At 49.0% G+C, this 16065-nt stretch carries 22 protein-coding genes and 1 tRNA gene; 17 read left to right on the top strand and 6 right to left on the bottom strand.

What is annotated here, in order from left to right; translation table 11 throughout:
* Positions 1-5 precede the first annotated feature (5 nt).
* On the bottom strand, positions 6-728 hold the full coding sequence (locus U868_RS0101070) for a UDP-2,3-diacylglucosamine diphosphatase (protein WP_025151673.1): 723 nt from the start codon (positions 726-728) through the stop codon (positions 6-8).
* Positions 729-730: 2 nt separating this feature from the next.
* Positions 731-1225: a peptidylprolyl isomerase B gene (gene ppiB / locus U868_RS0101065; protein WP_025151672.1), complete on the bottom strand. Its 495-nt coding sequence runs from the start codon at positions 1223-1225 to the stop codon at positions 731-733.
* A 273-nt stretch (positions 1226-1498) separates the two neighbouring features.
* Here ppiB and cysS point away from each other — a divergent pair, with 273 nt between their 5' ends.
* Together cysS and cybC are read left to right on the top strand one after the other, a co-directional pair.
* Positions 1499-2887, top strand: a complete 1389-nt coding sequence (gene cysS, locus U868_RS0101060; protein ID WP_025151671.1) for a cysteine--tRNA ligase — start codon at positions 1499-1501, stop codon at positions 2885-2887.
* 175 nt (positions 2888-3062) lie between these two features.
* The gene (gene cybC / locus U868_RS0101055; protein WP_025151670.1) at positions 3063-3452 is read left to right on the top strand and encodes a cytochrome b562; all 390 of its coding nucleotides are present in this window, start codon (positions 3063-3065) and stop codon (positions 3450-3452) included.
* Positions 3453-3533: 81 nt separating this feature from the next.
* On the opposite strand, the gene cybB is transcribed toward cybC, so the two are convergent.
* From cybB to folD, 3 genes are all read right to left on the bottom strand, one after another.
* A complete protein-coding gene (cybB, locus tag U868_RS0101050) occupies positions 3534-4067 on the bottom strand; it encodes a cytochrome b561 (protein ID WP_025151669.1) in 534 nt (177 codons plus the stop codon).
* Between the two features lie 68 nt (positions 4068-4135).
* Positions 4136-4348, bottom strand: coding sequence for a ribosome-associated protein YbcJ (gene ybcJ / locus U868_RS0101045; protein ID WP_025151668.1), 213 nt, complete (start codon positions 4346-4348; stop codon positions 4136-4138).
* A 2-nt stretch (positions 4349-4350) separates the two neighbouring features.
* On the bottom strand, positions 4351-5214 hold the full coding sequence (gene folD, locus U868_RS0101040) for a bifunctional methylenetetrahydrofolate dehydrogenase/methenyltetrahydrofolate cyclohydrolase FolD (RefSeq protein WP_025151667.1): 864 nt from the start codon (positions 5212-5214) through the stop codon (positions 4351-4353).
* A gap of 191 nt (positions 5215-5405) precedes the next feature.
* On the opposite strand from folD, the gene U868_RS0101035 reads away from it, so the two are divergent.
* The 6 genes from U868_RS0101035 to U868_RS0101010 all read left to right on the top strand — a co-directional run bounded on the left by U868_RS0101035 (position 5406) and on the right by U868_RS0101010 (position 9601).
* Positions 5406-5482: transfer RNA gene (locus U868_RS0101035), tRNA-Arg, on the top strand.
* 165 nt (positions 5483-5647) lie between these two features.
* Complete coding sequence (locus tag U868_RS0101030) at positions 5648-6859, top strand: tyrosine-type recombinase/integrase (RefSeq protein ID WP_025151666.1); 1212 nt, start codon at positions 5648-5650, stop codon at positions 6857-6859.
* A 207-nt stretch (positions 6860-7066) separates the two neighbouring features.
* The gene (locus U868_RS0101025) at positions 7067-8068 is read left to right on the top strand and encodes a hypothetical protein (RefSeq protein WP_025151665.1); all 1002 of its coding nucleotides are present in this window, start codon (positions 7067-7069) and stop codon (positions 8066-8068) included.
* A 201-nt stretch (positions 8069-8269) separates the two neighbouring features.
* Positions 8270-8488, top strand: a complete 219-nt coding sequence (locus tag U868_RS0101020) for a helix-turn-helix transcriptional regulator (RefSeq protein WP_025151664.1) — start codon at positions 8270-8272, stop codon at positions 8486-8488.
* The gene (locus U868_RS0101015) at positions 8488-8883 is read left to right on the top strand and encodes a hypothetical protein (protein WP_025151663.1); all 396 of its coding nucleotides are present in this window, start codon (positions 8488-8490) and stop codon (positions 8881-8883) included. The genes U868_RS0101020 and U868_RS0101015 overlap by 1 nt, the downstream gene beginning before the upstream one ends.
* A gap of 13 nt (positions 8884-8896) precedes the next feature.
* Positions 8897-9601, top strand: a complete 705-nt coding sequence (locus U868_RS0101010) for a Rha family transcriptional regulator (protein WP_025151662.1) — start codon at positions 8897-8899, stop codon at positions 9599-9601.
* A gap of 348 nt (positions 9602-9949) precedes the next feature.
* On the opposite strand, the gene U868_RS25825 is transcribed toward U868_RS0101010, so the two are convergent.
* Positions 9950-10141: a hypothetical protein gene (locus U868_RS25825; protein WP_071997684.1), complete on the bottom strand. Its 192-nt coding sequence runs from the start codon at positions 10139-10141 to the stop codon at positions 9950-9952.
* Between U868_RS25825 and U868_RS26225 the strand changes: the two genes are divergently transcribed.
* From U868_RS26225 to U868_RS24340, 9 genes are all read left to right on the top strand, one after another.
* Entirely contained in the window at positions 10074-10499 is a 426-nt protein-coding gene (locus tag U868_RS26225; protein ID WP_345840313.1) for a host cell division inhibitor Icd-like protein, read from the top strand. The two genes, U868_RS25825 and U868_RS26225, sit on opposite strands and share 68 nt — an antisense overlap.
* On the top strand, positions 10496-10687 hold the full coding sequence (locus U868_RS0100995; protein ID WP_025151661.1) for a hypothetical protein: 192 nt from the start codon (positions 10496-10498) through the stop codon (positions 10685-10687). Before U868_RS26225 ends, U868_RS0100995 begins: the two co-directional genes overlap by 4 nt.
* Positions 10684-10893, top strand: coding sequence for a hypothetical protein (locus tag U868_RS0100990; protein ID WP_025151660.1), 210 nt, complete (start codon positions 10684-10686; stop codon positions 10891-10893). Before U868_RS0100995 ends, U868_RS0100990 begins: the two co-directional genes overlap by 4 nt.
* Positions 10890-11075, top strand: a complete 186-nt coding sequence (locus tag U868_RS0100985) for a hypothetical protein (protein ID WP_025151659.1) — start codon at positions 10890-10892, stop codon at positions 11073-11075. Before U868_RS0100990 ends, U868_RS0100985 begins: the two co-directional genes overlap by 4 nt.
* Positions 11072-11614 carry a hypothetical protein gene (locus tag U868_RS0100980; protein WP_025151658.1) on the top strand — a complete coding sequence of 181 codons (543 nt, stop codon included), beginning with the start codon at positions 11072-11074 and terminating at the stop codon, positions 11612-11614. Before U868_RS0100985 ends, U868_RS0100980 begins: the two co-directional genes overlap by 4 nt.
* 11 nt (positions 11615-11625) lie before the next feature.
* A complete protein-coding gene (locus U868_RS0100975) occupies positions 11626-11985 on the top strand; it encodes a hypothetical protein (RefSeq protein ID WP_025151657.1) in 360 nt (119 codons plus the stop codon).
* Positions 11972-14686 carry a DUF927 domain-containing protein gene (locus U868_RS0100970; RefSeq protein ID WP_025151656.1) on the top strand — a complete coding sequence of 905 codons (2715 nt, stop codon included), beginning with the start codon at positions 11972-11974 and terminating at the stop codon, positions 14684-14686. The genes U868_RS0100975 and U868_RS0100970 overlap by 14 nt, the downstream gene beginning before the upstream one ends.
* A 420-nt stretch (positions 14687-15106) precedes the next feature.
* Positions 15107-15592, top strand: a complete 486-nt coding sequence (locus tag U868_RS0100965; RefSeq protein ID WP_025151655.1) for a ProQ/FINO family protein — start codon at positions 15107-15109, stop codon at positions 15590-15592.
* Entirely contained in the window at positions 15564-15755 is a 192-nt protein-coding gene (locus U868_RS24340; RefSeq protein WP_071997679.1) for a toxin-antitoxin system protein, read from the top strand. The genes U868_RS0100965 and U868_RS24340 overlap by 29 nt, the downstream gene beginning before the upstream one ends.
* Positions 15756-16065 lie beyond the last annotated feature (310 nt).

Here is a 16065-nt window from a genome sequence, read left to right as displayed (position 1 = left end):
ATGGTTCAGAACGGAAAGAAGATCAGTGAAATGCTGTCCGGGGTGATTTTAAAGGCAGAGCCCCGTGAGTGCCACGCGCCGAGGACACCGCGAAAATGCGTTTCGCCGTCAGCGGAAACATCATGAACCGCAGGACGGTGAGTGTGGCCGTGGATCATCCAGCGGGTCCGGTACTGACGGAATGCGTTCATCACCTCGTTCTGGTTCACATCCATAATCGCTTCACTTTTGCGCTGATTGGCAGACTGACTGCCCGCACGCATTTTTTTCGCGATTTTCAGGCGCAGCGACAGCGGCAGCCACAGAAAGAGGCGCCGGATCCACGGGGTGTGAACACGCTGGCGGTAGTGCTGGTAGTCTGTGTCATCCGTACAGAGGGTATCACCGTGCAGGATCAGGATCTGATGCCCTTCGGCTTCAATGACCTGTGTGTCCGGCAGCAGAGTCATGCCGCACTGACGGGCATAGCGCTCACCCAGCAGGAAATCACGGTTGCCGCAGATAAAGAAGATCTTCACGCCGCTGTCACTGAGGGATTTCAGCGCATCAGCCACGGTTTTATGCAGCGGGTTCGGGTCGTCATCACCAATCCAGTAATCAAAAAAATCACCGAGGATATAAAGCTGTGATGCGTGAACAGCCTGTTCCCGCAGGAAACGAAGAAAGCCGGCGGTGATCGCCGGCTCCTGCTCATTTAAATGCAAATCTGCAATAATAAGCGTGGTCATACTTACTCAGAAACAGTCACGCTTTCGATGATCACATCTTCGCGCGGCACATCCTGGTGCATACCACTGTTGCCGGTTTTGACCGCTTTGATTTTGTCCACAACATCCATACCTTCAACCACTTCAGCAAACACGCAGTAGCCCCAGCCACTTGGTGTTTCTGAACGGAAGTTCAGATAGTCGTTATCAACCACGTTGATGAAAAACTGTGCAGTGGCTGAATGCGGATCGTTGGTACGGGCCATCGCCAGGGTGCCGCGATCGTTTTTCAGGCCGTTGTTGGCTTCGTTTTTGATCATACCGAGAGTCGGTTTCTGCTTCATGCCCGGTTCAAAACCGCCGCCCTGGACCATGAAATCATTGATAACACGATGGAAAATGGTGTTATTGTAGAAACCGTCTTCACAATATTTCAGGAAGTTTGCGACCGTTTCCGGTGCTTTGTCCGCGAACGTCTTAATGACGATATCACCATGATTTGTATGAAAAGTTACCATAATAATTTCCTGCTGCTTATATTATAAAGGCAATAATCTGCCGTTTTTATCTCCGGGGTGTGTTATATCATACTCACTAATCTGCGTCAGTATTTGTTATAATCACCGGGTTTTACAGGGTCTTTCTTGCATTTGCAGGGTATTCGCGTTTCAATAACCTGACCTGTCTCAGATTATAATCCCCGCAGACAGATATAAAAAATAAAGTATTTATTATCAATTAATTAACAGAAGTCACCATCAACACGTACAGACTTTTAATGGAATAGTCCTATGCTGAAAATTTATAACACCTTATCAAGACAAAAAGAGAAATTTAAGCCCATTAACCCCGGTAAAATCGGGATGTACGTGTGTGGTATCACTGTTTACGACCTGTGTCATATCGGACACGGGCGGACATTTGTCGCGTTTGACACCATCGTGCGCTATCTGCGTCACGCCGGGTATGAGGTGAACTATATCCGCAACATCACGGATGTGGACGACAAAATCATCAGACGGGCGAATGAAAATAACGAAACCTGTGATCAGCTGGTGGATCGCATGGTGGCGGAGATGCACCGCGATTTCGATGCCATGAACCTGATGCGCCCGGATTCAGAGCCGCGTGCCACACATCACATCAAAGAGATTATTGAGATCACGCAGTTACTGCTCGATCGCGGTCATGCCTATGTGGCGGATAACGGGGATGTGATGTTTGATATCAGCAGCGACCCTGAATACGGCCTGTTATCACGTCAGGATCTGGAGCAGCTCCAGGCCGGTGCCCGTGTCGAGGTGGCTGATGTGAAACGCAACCCGATGGATTTCGTGCTGTGGAAAATGTCCAAACCGGGTGAGCCGTCATGGGAATCACCATGGGGCGCAGGCCGTCCGGGCTGGCATATCGAGTGTTCCGCGATGAACAGCAAACAGCTGGGCACGCATTTTGATATTCACGGCGGCGGTTCTGATCTGATGTTCCCGCATCATGAAAACGAAATTGCGCAGTCCACCTGTGCCCACGACGGCCCGTATGTCAATTACTGGATGCACTCCGGGATGGTGATGGTCGATAAAGAGAAGATGTCAAAATCCCTCAATAACTTCTTCACCATCCGTGACGTGCTGGGCTATTACGATCCGGAAACGGTGCGTTACTTCCTGCTGTCCGCTCATTACCGCAGCCAGCTTAACTACACGGAAGAGAACCTGAAACAGGCGCGTACCGCACTGGAACGTTTCTATACCGCACTGCGCGGCACAGATAAAGACGCGGCGGTCGTGGTGAATGCGGAATTCGCAAACCGTTTCCGCGATGCGATGGATGATGATTTCAACACCCCGGAAGCGTATTCTGTACTGTTTGATATGGCGCGTGAACTGAACCGTCTGAAACAGGAAGATATGACCGCAGCAAACGGCCTGGCGGCACAACTTCGCCAGCTGGCGGGTGTGCTGGGGCTGCTGACTCAGGATCCGGAGCAGTTCCTGCAAAGTGGTGCGCAGAGCGAAAGTGATGAAGATGCAGCGAAAATCGAAGCACTGATCAAACAGCGCAATGATGCCCGCGCCTCAAAAGAGTGGGCGCTGGCGGATGCAGCCCGTGATGCTTTAACCGATATGGGTATTGTGCTGGAAGATGGCCCGCAGGGTACCACCTGGCGCCGTAAGTAATCATTATTACATTCTGACTGAAAAGCCCGGCATTATTCACTGCCGGGCTTTTTTATATCACTTTATTTTTACCGGGCAGGCACAACAGCCGGTTATCCGCTATTCTGTTACAGCACCTGCTTTATTGTGTGATGTCTTTGTCGTACTTTTATATTAAAAATAAAGGAAGCATCTGATGAGTAAAAATATGTTAGCTATGCTGGTGGCATCTGTCTGTGGATTCGGTGCAATGACGGCATCTGCCGCCGGACTGTCAGATAATATGAAAACGCTGAACGCGAATCTGCAGATTGTTGAAAAAACAGATGACGCGGCAGCGCTGAAAACTGCACTGACCGACATGCGTGCTGCGGCACAGAGTGCCAAAGAAGAGTTACCGGCCAAACTGAAAGGTAAAGCGGCGGACAGCGCAGAAGTGAAGGATTACCATCACGGTTATGATGTTCTGACCGGACAAATTGATGAAGCACTGAAACTGACGGAAGAAGGTAAAATTCCGGAAGCGAAAGCGATGGCTGAACAATTGAAAGCCACCCGTGGTGAATACCATAAAAAATACCGTTAACAGATTATACAGATACCGTTCTTCAGTATTAAAAACGCCCGGTCATCATTGCCGGGCGTTTTGTTATTCAGCGGCTGATAATCAGTCCCGTTTGCGCGGCATCATGCGCAGCAGGGTATTATCTTTCCAGAAGTAGTGATGTGCCAGTGCGGCGGCGGCATGCAGGCCGATAATAAAATAACCGGTATTGGCTATAATCTCATGAATATTCTGTATGCTGTACGCGAGGTCTTCATCCGGCGCGGCGGAGACCGGCATCGGAATACCGAATAATGACCAGTCATAACCGTTCAGATATTTAATACTGAAACCGAGCACCGGTAACAAAATAAATATCACAAAGATTATCAGATGCACCAGATGGGATAAGCCGGTTATCATCGGTGATGGTTTGGGAATAATAGCCGGTGCGCGGTGCTTTATTCTGACCGCCAGCCGGACAATCATCAGTATACCGACAGCAATACCGCAACTGTAATGCAGCCCGGACAACATACTTCTCAGTGGTTCGTCAGCGTTATCCCGTAACAGGGCGCTGATATAAACGACAATCACAAGCAGGAAAATAAACCAGTGCAGGGCAATCTGCACCGGCTGAAATTTTTGTGTTTTCATTTTTTGCGGCTCTTATTATACGGATAAAAAAACCAGAGGCAGTGCTCTGGTTTATTCGCAGATTACGATTATTCAGCCACTTTTACCTGCTGACCGGCAAATTCCACCACTTTACCGGCGGTGATTTTGCAGCGCTTGCGGGTTTCTGTTTCACCGTCAACAGCCACCTGACCATCAGCGATAAATTGTTTGGCGGCAGCACCGCTGTCTGCCCAGCCCTGAATTTTGAGCAGATCACACAGTTCGACATGCGGGTGCCCGTCGAGATTAAAAATATCCATGGTTATTCGTCCTTATCGTGAAATTCTTCGCAGGCCTGTAAGGTATTCTGAATCAGAGTGGCAACGGTCATCGGCCCGACGCCGCCCGGTACCGGGGTTATCCACTCCGCGCGCTCAGCGGCTTCGGCAAAATTGACATCGCCGACCACTTTGCCGTTTTCCAGCCGGTTTATACCGACATCAATCACAATCGCTCCGGGTTTGATCCACTCACCCGGAATAAAGCCGGGTTTCCCGACCGCCACAATCAGCAGATCCGCATGTTCAACATGGTGACGCAGATTGGTGGTAAAGCGGTGAGTGACCGTTGTGGTGCAACCGGCCAGCAGTAACTCCAGGCTCATCGGACGGCCGACAATATTGGATGCACCGACAATCACCGCATTCAGACCAAACGTATTGATATTGCAGCGCTCAAGCAGCGTGACAATACCGCGTGGTGTGCAGGGGCGCAGATTCGGCGCACGCTGGCACAGGCGGCCGATATTATAAGGATGAAAACCGTCGACGTCTTTATCCGGATGAATACGCTCAATGACTTTGACATTATCAATACCGGCAGGCAGCGGAAGCTGAACGAGGATCCCGTCGATAGTATTATCATTATTCAGTTCATCAATGAGATGGAGGAGTTCGGCTTCGCTGGTGGTATCGGGGAGGTCATAAGAGCGTGAAATAAATCCGACTTCTTCACAGGAACGGCGTTTGCTGGCGACATAAATCTGAGATGCGGGGTTCTCACCGACCAGGATGACGGCGAGACCGGGAGCCCGTTTTCCGTTAGCAATCCGCTGCTGAACTTTTGCGGCAACTTCGGCCCGGATGGTCGACGCAATCGTTTTCCCGTCTATAATTTTTGCTGACATCGTGTAAAAATCCATAAAACAGATAAAAGATGGGCACTATTCTGTCAGAACATTTTCCGTCTGTCAGTTATGTTTTATTAAGGTGTCAGAAAGTCACTGACGAAGATAACTGATTTTCTGATTGACTCGCCGCGCTTCAGCCGTATAATCCACGGTGCATCAAGCAGTTAACCCGCTGTTTTTTCCTCAGCGCGCCCTTAGCTCAGCTGGATAGAGCAACGGCCTTCTAAGCCGTAGGTCACAGGTTCGAATCCTGTAGGGCGTACCATTCTCAAGTATTTCAACGTCTACTATCGTCTCCTAAACCCCCATAGAATCAGCATTCAGTGATATTTTCAGTATCCTGCGGTCTACCCTCGTCTATTGAAATCTACATGCAGAAGGGGGCATAATTGGTGGCATGCCCCCGTTCAATGAAATCCGGTGCCCCCACATGAAGCTGACAGCCAGACAGGTAGAGACATCCAAACCTAAAGAAAAATCATATAAACTTTCTGATGGCGGGGGCATGTATTTAGAAGTCGCGCCTCACGGATCAAAATACTGGAGAATGAAATATCGCTACGCCGGTAAAGAAAAAAGACTGGCGTTTGGTGTTTATCCGTCCATCACATTGGCGCAAGCCAGAGCAAAACGTGAAGAAGCAAAGCGGGTATTAGCCCAGGGGGATGATCCGGCACTGGTGAAAAAGGCTGAAAAGCGGGAAAGGGAATCTCTGGTTAATAACAGCTTTGAAAAAATCACGCTGGAATGGCATGGGTATAAAAAGCCGAACTGGTCTCAGGGTTATGCTGAGGATCTGCTGGAAGCCTTTCAGAAAGATATATTCCCTCATATTGGCAAAGTCAGCATTACAGAGTTAAAGCCGCTGGATATGCTGGAGGTTCTGCGTAAGCTGGAAAAAAGAGGTGTGCTGGATAAGCTGAAAAAAATCCGCCAGGCATGCAATCAGGTTTTCCGCTATGCAATTGTAACGGGACGGGCTGAGAACAACCCTGCCTCTGAACTTGCCGGGGCGTTATCATCCCCAAAGGCACAGCACTTTCCCCATTTGAACGTGGATGAATTACCTGAGTTTTTACAGGCGTTTTCAGCCTGTAGTGGTAGTAAAATAACACTGATAGCCACTAAACTACTCATGATAACCGGAGTTCGTACCATCGAACTCAGAGCGGCAAAATGGGGGGAAATTGATTTTGATAAAGCCATTTGGGAGATCCCGGTTGAACGCATGAAAATGCGCCGTCCTCACATGGTTCCGCTATCATCTCAGGCATTGGAATTACTGCGTGAGATTGAAACGATTACCGGGCGATTCAGTTATATTTTCCACGGTCGGAATGATGCCTCAAAGCCAATGAGTGAAGCGGCAATCAACCAGGTGCTGAAAAGGGTTGGGTATGATGGCAGGGCAACCGGTCACGGCTTCCGGCATACCATGAGCACTATCCTGCACGAACAGGGCTATAACACTGCATGGATTGAGACACAGCTTGCTCACGTCGATAAAAACTCAATCAGGGGCACATACAACCACGCCCAGTACATCGACGGACGCAGGGAAATGCTTCAGTGGTACGCGGACTATATGGACGCTCTGGAGAACGGTGATAACGTCGTTCACGGTAATTTCAAGCGGGCATAGTCCACCAGCAGCACACCGAACCAGCCAGAGTAAAGGCTGGTTTTTTTATATCCGGAATACGTGAACTGGACAAATAGACAGGGGTAGTAGTCTTTAGTAGACTGGCGTAGACGATAAGAATAAAGCTATGCCTAGGCTGATCCCCGAAAACCAGTACACCTCTACTGGCTGGCATAGCTCCTACCGAAAGAGGGCGTGAGGTGGTGCATGGGTACAGAAATGTTTGACCAAAAATTATTGTCTTTCCATGCAAGGAAAATTCTACGTTTTTATCGAGATGTTATGTATTGTCATATAGCATCACCAGCTAGATATTCAGACTCGGATGATATTAAAGTTAACGCAGCAAAAAAATGCCATAAAGTTATAGTGAGGCATGAAATAAATTTAAATTTAAAAGAATCATATGATTATATTTATGATTTTTTTGTTAAAGCAAGAATATTAAAGGCTTTTGACTCTTTAGGTATAAACTGTGATTTCAATATTGTTTTTTATAATTACTTTATCCTGATGAAAAACCACAGTATTATTTTTAATCAAAAACCAGATGGGGAAGAAATAAAGAAAATCGAAGGTGCCAGCCTGTTATGCTATTTAACATTGTGTATATGTGATTATCTGGATGGTATTGATATTTTTGATACTATATCAAAAGAGCTTAAGTGCTTGTTAGATTATAAAGAAAAATTAGATTATATATTGTCATTGCATGGTGATTGGTTTATGCATGAATTCAATGATATTAAACATCATGAAATTATTACTGATGATAATTCATTCAATCCATTAATTATAGAAAGGAAGATAGAAAGGCTTAAAAATGAAATGTTAACAAAAAGAAATGATAAAACTAAAAATGAAAGAGAGTTTTTATCAGAGGTGGTTAAAATTCTTTTAAGAAATGGTTATGATAAATTCCTAAATAAAGCAATGAATATAATATCATCATCACCAGTATTAAAAGATTACATTGACCCTAGAACCGTTTCTAGGATTATAGCAAAAGGCAAGGAGAATAAAATAAAAAATGATGAAGTGGATAAATTTTACTCACTGAAAATTAATGAGAAAGAAGACGAGATTACTAGAATTAAAAGAGGTCAGTATAGTGGATTGGCTCATCGTAAATATGGAGGGATGGACCCTCTATCGAGTAGGAAAAATTTTCTCATATTAAAATTTAGAGACGAAATTGATAATATTTAATAAAAAAGGACAAAAACATGAGTTGGTTATGTCATTTTTGTCATGGCACCAATTAGTATAATGAGGACTCGGATTGACATGCCCAATGTATGCACCAAATTGTATTTGAACGTCATTCTTATTTTTTAACTGAACATATAGCATCCCTGTAAACCTCACGCCGTCTACTCAGGTGTTTAAAGGACTAATACAGGAGGCTATATGCCAGCAATTACCACACAGAAAGAAAGTCTCATCCGTCTGCCGGAAGTCATCCGGCGCACAGGCTGCTCTAAGCCGTGGCTGTACAAACTCATTGATGCCGGTCAATTCCCGAAACAGGTAAAAATTGGTTCCCGTTCGATAGCCTTTGTTGAATCAGAGGTTGATGCGTGGGTAGCAAATAAAATTGCGGAATCCCGTACTGGTGAGGTGGTGTAATGGAAAAGAAAAACCACCCGTCACAGGTGGCTTCTGAGGATAGCTTCGCGTCATCTATCTTATCAAAGAATCCGCCGAAAAAACACCGTGCCCGTTTATATATGATCGGTACTGGCATTAATGGATTTACGGAAAATGAAATCTTATTCCATTGCCGTTTATCGTCCGGACGCAATTACCCGAACGAACTCGAACGTAAGCTGAATATTGAACTGGAACGCCTTGATGAGCCTAACCCTGATGGTATTGGCTCACATTACCGCTATCGCTTTAAAACCGCTCAGGACGTGCAGAAGGTGATTAATTTAATCAATCATCGTGCAGAGCAGGGAAAGTATCAGCCGGTAAGCAAAGCACTCACAGATAATATTTTAAGCCTGTACCCGACCGAATAACGGAGTAATCAGAATGAAAAAGAAAAATAACAGCTTAATTGCTGGTGGATTTGCTCACCCTGAAATCAGCCACGAGCCTATTTTAGTTCAGCACAGAACTGAGCCGAGGATTGACAGCCGCCTGTTTGCCGGACGTGTCGGAATACAACACGAAAGTCTTGTGAATATTATTAAAAAGAATCTTAGCTGTTTGCGTGAGCTGGGTACATTGCCAAGACATAGTGAAAAAGAATTATCCGATTTGAAATCGGGAAAATCAAAACGCGGGCGTTCTCAGATTTATTACCTGCTCAATGAAAATCAGTTCGATTTTATGTGCCGTATTGTCCGTGGGCGGGATCATGAAAAAATGACTCAGTTTAAGCTGGACGTTACCAAGGCATTCAGTAAGAAACGCGCTGCGGAACCTATCCGCCGTGAGTATCTGCCCCATTACCATGAATCGCGGGACGCACTCAGAGACTTAGGCGCAGATAGATACCATTACATCAACCTTGCCCGTGCAGAGAACCGATTAACCGGCTTACTCACCGGGGAACGTGCCAGCGCAGACGAGCAACAATTAGGTTTATTGGTCTGTATGCAGAAAATCGAACAGGCGGCATTTCAGGATGCGATTAGTTCCGGGTTAACCGCTACTCAGGCATTGCGTGAAGTCAGCAGACGGATTGAGCAGTTCGCTAGTTTAATGAGTCCAGCGGCGCGGATTGGTGGCTAATATGATGAATACCCTTTATTCAACAAAGGATATTGCCAGCCAGGGGAAAGGCTCTCTCCTGGACGGCGAGGGGGTAAGCTTAATTTACTCCCTGGTTGATTCCGTGGCTTTAAACTGCGGTATTACTGGCAATCAATCAGACAAACTTTCGTCTGGTTACTCAGCCAATATTCCGGCTCAGTCATCGGCTAAAGTTTCAGCCGGTCAATCAGCGAAATTTTACGCCAGTCTCAAATATGAAACCGTGAGCTATCTGAATCCGGATATCCCAAATCGTGGGGAAATTACACCATTTGTAGAGTTTTTAGAGTCCATAAAAAAGGGCAGCATTACCGCTACCCGATTTGTTCAGCCTTTTGGTTCTATGCCTCTGCGCCGTAATTCTGCCCGAGCCAGCTCTTTGAACCAATTACCTAAGCTCATATTTTCATCACCCGAGACTTCATTTAGCTGCTGGCGAAACTCAGAGCTTATGCGAATCTGGAAAGTAGGCGATAACCCCTCTCCTTTCGGTGATTTGTCTCTTTTGATAGTTGACATGTACGTACGTAATCTCTTAATATGTTCATTATTACGTACGTACATTAGCATGTGCTATGTAATAAAAGCAATGCCCTGCGGTGCGTCAACACTCACAGGGCATCTGACCACCAACGATATTATCAGTATCGAGGTAGCTATGAGCCAATATATCACACCCGTAACAGGGCGGAACAGTCTCACCCCAAGTCAGTCATTCAGATGGTTATTTCTCGCACTTGAGCGCGGTAATCCCGCAGCCAAGTCCCACCGCATCGAAGCCACAGCACCGAACGAGCACAGTGCCCATCTGCTGCTGGTACGCGACTACATCCTCTCCTTTGCCGGACGTTTACCGGTTCGGGAGGTGACAGTATGAGCCAGTCAGTCATTCCTTTAGACGTTGCTGCCTATAAAGCGCGACAGATCACATCACTGTATTCCGTCATTCTGGAACAGGCAGAGCGTGAATGCTCTCCTGATTTGTTCGACCTGATAACCATTGCCTGTGATATGCATTGCGATATCAGTCATTCACTGAGTCAGGAAGCGGGAGGCGATAAATGAAAACCATCAGACTGAATGCCGGGCATTTATCCACGCTGGAAAATGTTGACCATATCAACGAGGAAATTCAGGCACTGCTTATTCCGCTGCTCACTGCCGTGGAAAACGAAGCCGAAACCGACACACATTTCATGCTGAGGGCTGTTAATCGTCTTATCTGCGCCCAAAGCACAGAAATAACCAGGCTGGCGGAGGTGCTGAAATGATGCGCTACCGGATTGACCACACCGCAGCAAACAAAGCCGGGCATATTCTGCCGATGGCTTTCTACTGGCGGGCTGAATCAGCAGAGGATGCGGTTAACGCATTACTGACCAGCGCACCGGAATACGGGCTGTCAGATATCAGGATTGAGCGGATTGTACGGGTCAGGGAGGAAACGAAATGAGCGGATACCGCACCGAAGTCACCGGCTCCGCCGTGGATGTGATGAAACGCAACGCTGCCGGCAGGTATCAGCATATCGCCCTGATACCGCTGGCAGACATTCCCGCCCGTGCGGATGCCGGAGAGTGGGACAGCAATATGCTGCTGGGGCTGCGCCTGACTGCGGCGTATTTAGACCACGTTCAGGGTGACAAAGAGAAGGATTTACGGGCTTTCCGCTGGATGGTTGCCGTGCTGTATATCCGTGAAACCACCGCAAAGAACGGGATGCCGTACTACCGCAATCACGGGGTTATGCTGCCGCTCCTGCCGGACTGTGAGCGGATAGCAATGGCGAACCACATCGAGGGCGCAATGACTGAACGCTACGGCACAGACAACGCAGAGCACATCGTCAGCCTGTACACCTCAATGATTGACGGCAGCGGCACATTACGCCTGTCTGAGTGGGGCGCTGACATCATGGATGCTATGCACGAAGCACTGACACTGGATGTAGCGGGCGGCGTGCTGGATCAGCCGGAACTGCGGACACACTGAGAATAAATAACATGACACTAATCACAAAAAACTTCCGTGTGAATGCGCTGGCAAACGAATTTGCCGGAGCGGTTTATCACGATGTCACCACACAGAACGGCGGCGACTGGTTCCCGATGAATATCGGCAGCAAATCCATTGAGGTGGCAATTATTGACGGTGTGAAAGGTATCCGGATGCTGATGGACAGTTACCTGCTGGAAGCCTTGCAGCAGAATTTTGAGGCATGGGAGCCGGTGGCGGTTCAGATGCTGGAACGGTGCGTTACTAACGGGTTTATCACCGGGTTCGGGCGCGAGGTATGGCAGAGCATGATTAATGATATGGGCGACACGCTGGCGGACAACGGAGGTATTCATGAAATCCATTGATGTTATCCGCGAGGTGAAACTGAAAGCCAACGGACAATGGCAGGGCATTCTGTCCGCCGTGGGCGCGGATGTGCCGGTCAATACCCACACAGCATGTCCTGCGTGCGGCGGTAAAGACCGGTTCCGCTTTGATGATAAGGACGGTAACGGCACGTTTATCTGTAACCAGTGCGGTGCGGGTGACGGGTTAGACCTCGTTCAGCGTGTGCTGGGGGTGGGCGTGACGGAAGCCGCGAAAGAAATCGCCGGGATTATCGGTATTGATACCCGTTCAGACCATCAGCCAGCCAGAGAACGGACTCAGGACAGTATGCAGCAACAGAGCCACAAAGCCGCGCAGCAGCAGAAAGAAGCCGGTGACGCAGCAGAGAAACAAAAACGCTTCACAGCGCGTTACAGCAGCCTGTTACCGCAGGTTCAGCAGGGAGAATCCGTTTATCTGGCAGGTAAGGGGCTGTCCTGCTTCATGCTGCCGCTCCTGTCTGACGGGGCAATTCTGCTTCCGCTGGTGAATGCGACCGGCACAGTCACCGGCGCACAGACCATTAAGCCGGACGGCGGGAAACGCCTGTTAACCGACAGCACGAAGAAAGGCAGTTACTACCCCGTCAATGCGCCTGAAAACGTTTCTGAGGTGATTATTGCGGAGGGACTGGCAACCGCACTCACCTGTCACGTAATCCGCCCTGATGCGCTGACCGTGGCGGCAATGGATGCCGGGAACATGATCCACGTTGCGAAGCACTTTCGTGAGCAGTACGCGCGCGCGACCATCATTATTGCTGCCGATAATGACGCAGACAACGAGGTGAACACCGGCAGGGAGAAAGCAGAATCAGCAGCACGGGCTGTTAACGGTCAGGTGACGATACCCGCCACCAGCGGGGACTGGAACGATGTGTATCAGGCTGAAGGACTGGATGCCACGGTAAACGCATTCACCGGGGGAATGTATCAGCCGGAAAGCGGCGACAGCGGACAGTCAGCGGAACCGGCAGAAAATCCCTCCGCAGCCGACCAGATGAAACCCCGGATTGAACCCCGTGATAACGGTGTCTTTCAGGTGATCCCGAAACTGGATAAAGAGACCGGGGAAATCATCAATAACGAGCAGTGGCTCAGTGACCCGCTGACGGTAGTGGCTGCGGGTGTTAACGATGTTAACGAGTCATTCCTGATAATGGACTGCGGCAGCGGTACCACAAAAGCGATCCCGATGGCAGATATCGGTGAGCGTGAGGGCTGGCGGACACTGAAAGCCAGCGGCGTGATTGTCACTACCAAACCGGCATTAAGGGCAACACTGGCGGACTGGCTGATGCGCAGCCGGGGGCGGGATGTGTGGAGTGTGACCCATAAATCCGGCTGGCACAAAGGCGCGTACATCATGCCGGACGGCTCTGTTATCGGTGATCCGGACAAATCTGTACTGTTTAACGGGCAGAGTGCTGCCGCTACCGCCTATCAGGTCAGCGGAACGGCGGAGAGCTGGCGGGATGAGGTGGCGCGGCTGGCGGACGGCAATATCTACATGATGTTTGCCATCGGTGCGGCACTGGCAGCACCCATGACCGGGATCACCATGGCGGACAGCTTCGGCATTCACCTTTATGCACAGTCCACCGCCGGTAAGAGCACCACGGCGGATATGTCGGTCAGTCTGTACGGACATCCTGACTTACAGCGGCTGACGTGGTACGGCACCGCCTACGGAATCGCTAACGAGGCGGTAGCGCACAATGACGGGCTTTTATATCTGGATGAAGTCGGACAGGGCGCAGATCCGAAACACGTCTACAAATCGGCGTACACACTGTTTAACGGCAAGGGCAAGATTCAGGGAGCCAGAGACGGCGGCAACCGTCCGCTGGAGAGCTGGCGGACAGTGGCAATCAGTACCGGCGAAAAAGATATCGAAACATTCCTGCTCAGTTCCGGCGTGAAGATTAATGCCGGACAGTTAGTGCGGCTGCTCAATATCCCGGTTCAGCGGGCTACGGAGCTTCACGGCTGCGAAACAGGCAAACACCATGCCGACACCATCAAAGTGAACTGCCGTTCTCACTACGGCGCAGCGGGACGCTGGTGGATCACCTGGCTTTCCGCGCACAAAGAGGACGTGAAAACCGCCTACAGTGACGCACAAAAACGGTGGAGCAAACTCATTCCGGATAACTACGGGGAGCAGGTTCACCGGGCAAGTGACCGTTTCGCAATGATTGAGGCGGCGCTACTGACCGGGCGGGTGATCACCGGCTGGAGTGAGCAGGACTGCCGGGATGCGGTTCAGGCGGTATTCAATGTCTGGCTGGCGGAGTTCGGCACGGGTAACAAAGAAATTGAACAGATAATCGGACAGGCTGAGGCATTCCTCAACGCACACGGACTGAGCCGGTATGCGCCGCTGCCGTATGACTGCCGGGACATGCCAATCCGGGATCTGGCGGGGTACAGAAAGAAAGGCGACCACGACAGCGATCCGATTGTGTTCTACACCTTTCCGGCAGCATTTGAGCAGGAGATTGCTCAGGGGTTTAACTACAAACAATTTGCGGACGTGCTGAAAACTGCGGGGATGTTAACACCGCCGTCCAGTGGCAGAGGCTATCAGCGGAAAAGCCCGAGAGTAGACGGGCGGCAGATTAACGTTTATGTGCTGCGGTTTATGCCGGAAACCTCAGATTCAGAGGATGAAAGTTAATTTAATGTTGCAAAAACACCCCGAAGCATCACCGGGGTGTATCCGGATAAAAAACGCTATACGTGAAAAACAGTGTTTTAGTGTTGGTTCAGTTGGTTCATTTAATAAGGTGTATTGATTTATAAGGAAAATAGTCTGTTTTCTGAACCAACACTGAACCAACAAAGGGCTGTTTTGAACCAACAAACGGGCATTCTGAACCAACACTGAAAATCAGCCGCTTTTTCTCTGGCTGGCAGTGACCGGAAAGAATGTTGGTTCAGTACCGGAGTGTGTTGGTTCAATCAGGGGTAATGTTGGTTCAGTATTTTGAAATAAATCATTTAAAAACAATCGTCTTTACAAATTGAACCAACTGAACCGACTGAACCGACACCTGATCGCGTATTTATATAAAAAAATAAAACAGGAGTAACGAAAGTGAGCAGAGAAATTCTCACCTTAAAGAAAAGCAACAAAACAGTAACAAATAAACCGGCTGCCGGAGCATCAGAAAGCGCACCGGCTGAAACACAGCAGGAAGCCCCGCAGCAGCCGCAGAAGAAAAACAAGGCAGAGGCTCACGCGAAGAAGCGGAAACGCCGTACAGACCGGATAGCGCAGCACTGGGCTGTATTCACTCTACAGGGAGCCAGACCGCTGGCAACCGGTATCCGGGAACAGATGATTGCCGATGCTGAGGCGCGGGGGCTGGATATCACTGTTTCACACATCAAACAGGGACTGTACGACTACATTAACCGCAGTGTGTATCTGAAAGCCCTTACTCTGGGCGGCAGTCGCTTTGATATGACCGGACAGCCAAACGGTGAAGTAACACCGGAACAGCAACAGGACGCGCAGCGGAAGCTGGATAAGTGGCAACGGGAGGCAGACCATGCAGCAAAGCACAAAGAAACAGACTAACCGCTACTTTAACGGTGTACCGACAACACGCCTGATTGTCACCTGTGAGCAGTCGGTTATTGACGCGGTAGACAGCCACATTAAACGCAGCAGGTACATACGGGGCAATCGCGCAGAGTTCGTCAGACAGGCAATTATGGAGAAGCTGGGGCGTGAACTCTGATGATTTAGACACCAGTACGCGCACGCGCACGAGGCTGGCAGCTTTGATGATTTTCGGACACCGTAGTAAGCCCGTGAAAGCGGGCTGAACAGCGACAAATACAGACGGTAAATCTTAACAAATCTTAACATCCTGACAGCTTTCACTGCCGGTAAAAAATGGGTCCTTACCAACGGAAATTACAACACGGGACATTGTGCGCCGTGGTCTGCGGGTAGGTATCTGTTTCTGATTTTGTGTCCCATGTCCCACCGTATCACCAACAGGCATTAACAGCCGATTCAGCAGGTTACATAAAAAACCACTGAGT

The organism is Morganella morganii H1r (assembly GCF_000633515.1).
GTDB lineage: Bacteria > Pseudomonadota > Gammaproteobacteria > Enterobacterales > Enterobacteriaceae > Morganella > Morganella morganii_B.
The sequence above is the reverse complement of the archived record's forward strand: the minus strand, read 5'-3'. Positions and strand labels throughout refer to the sequence as shown.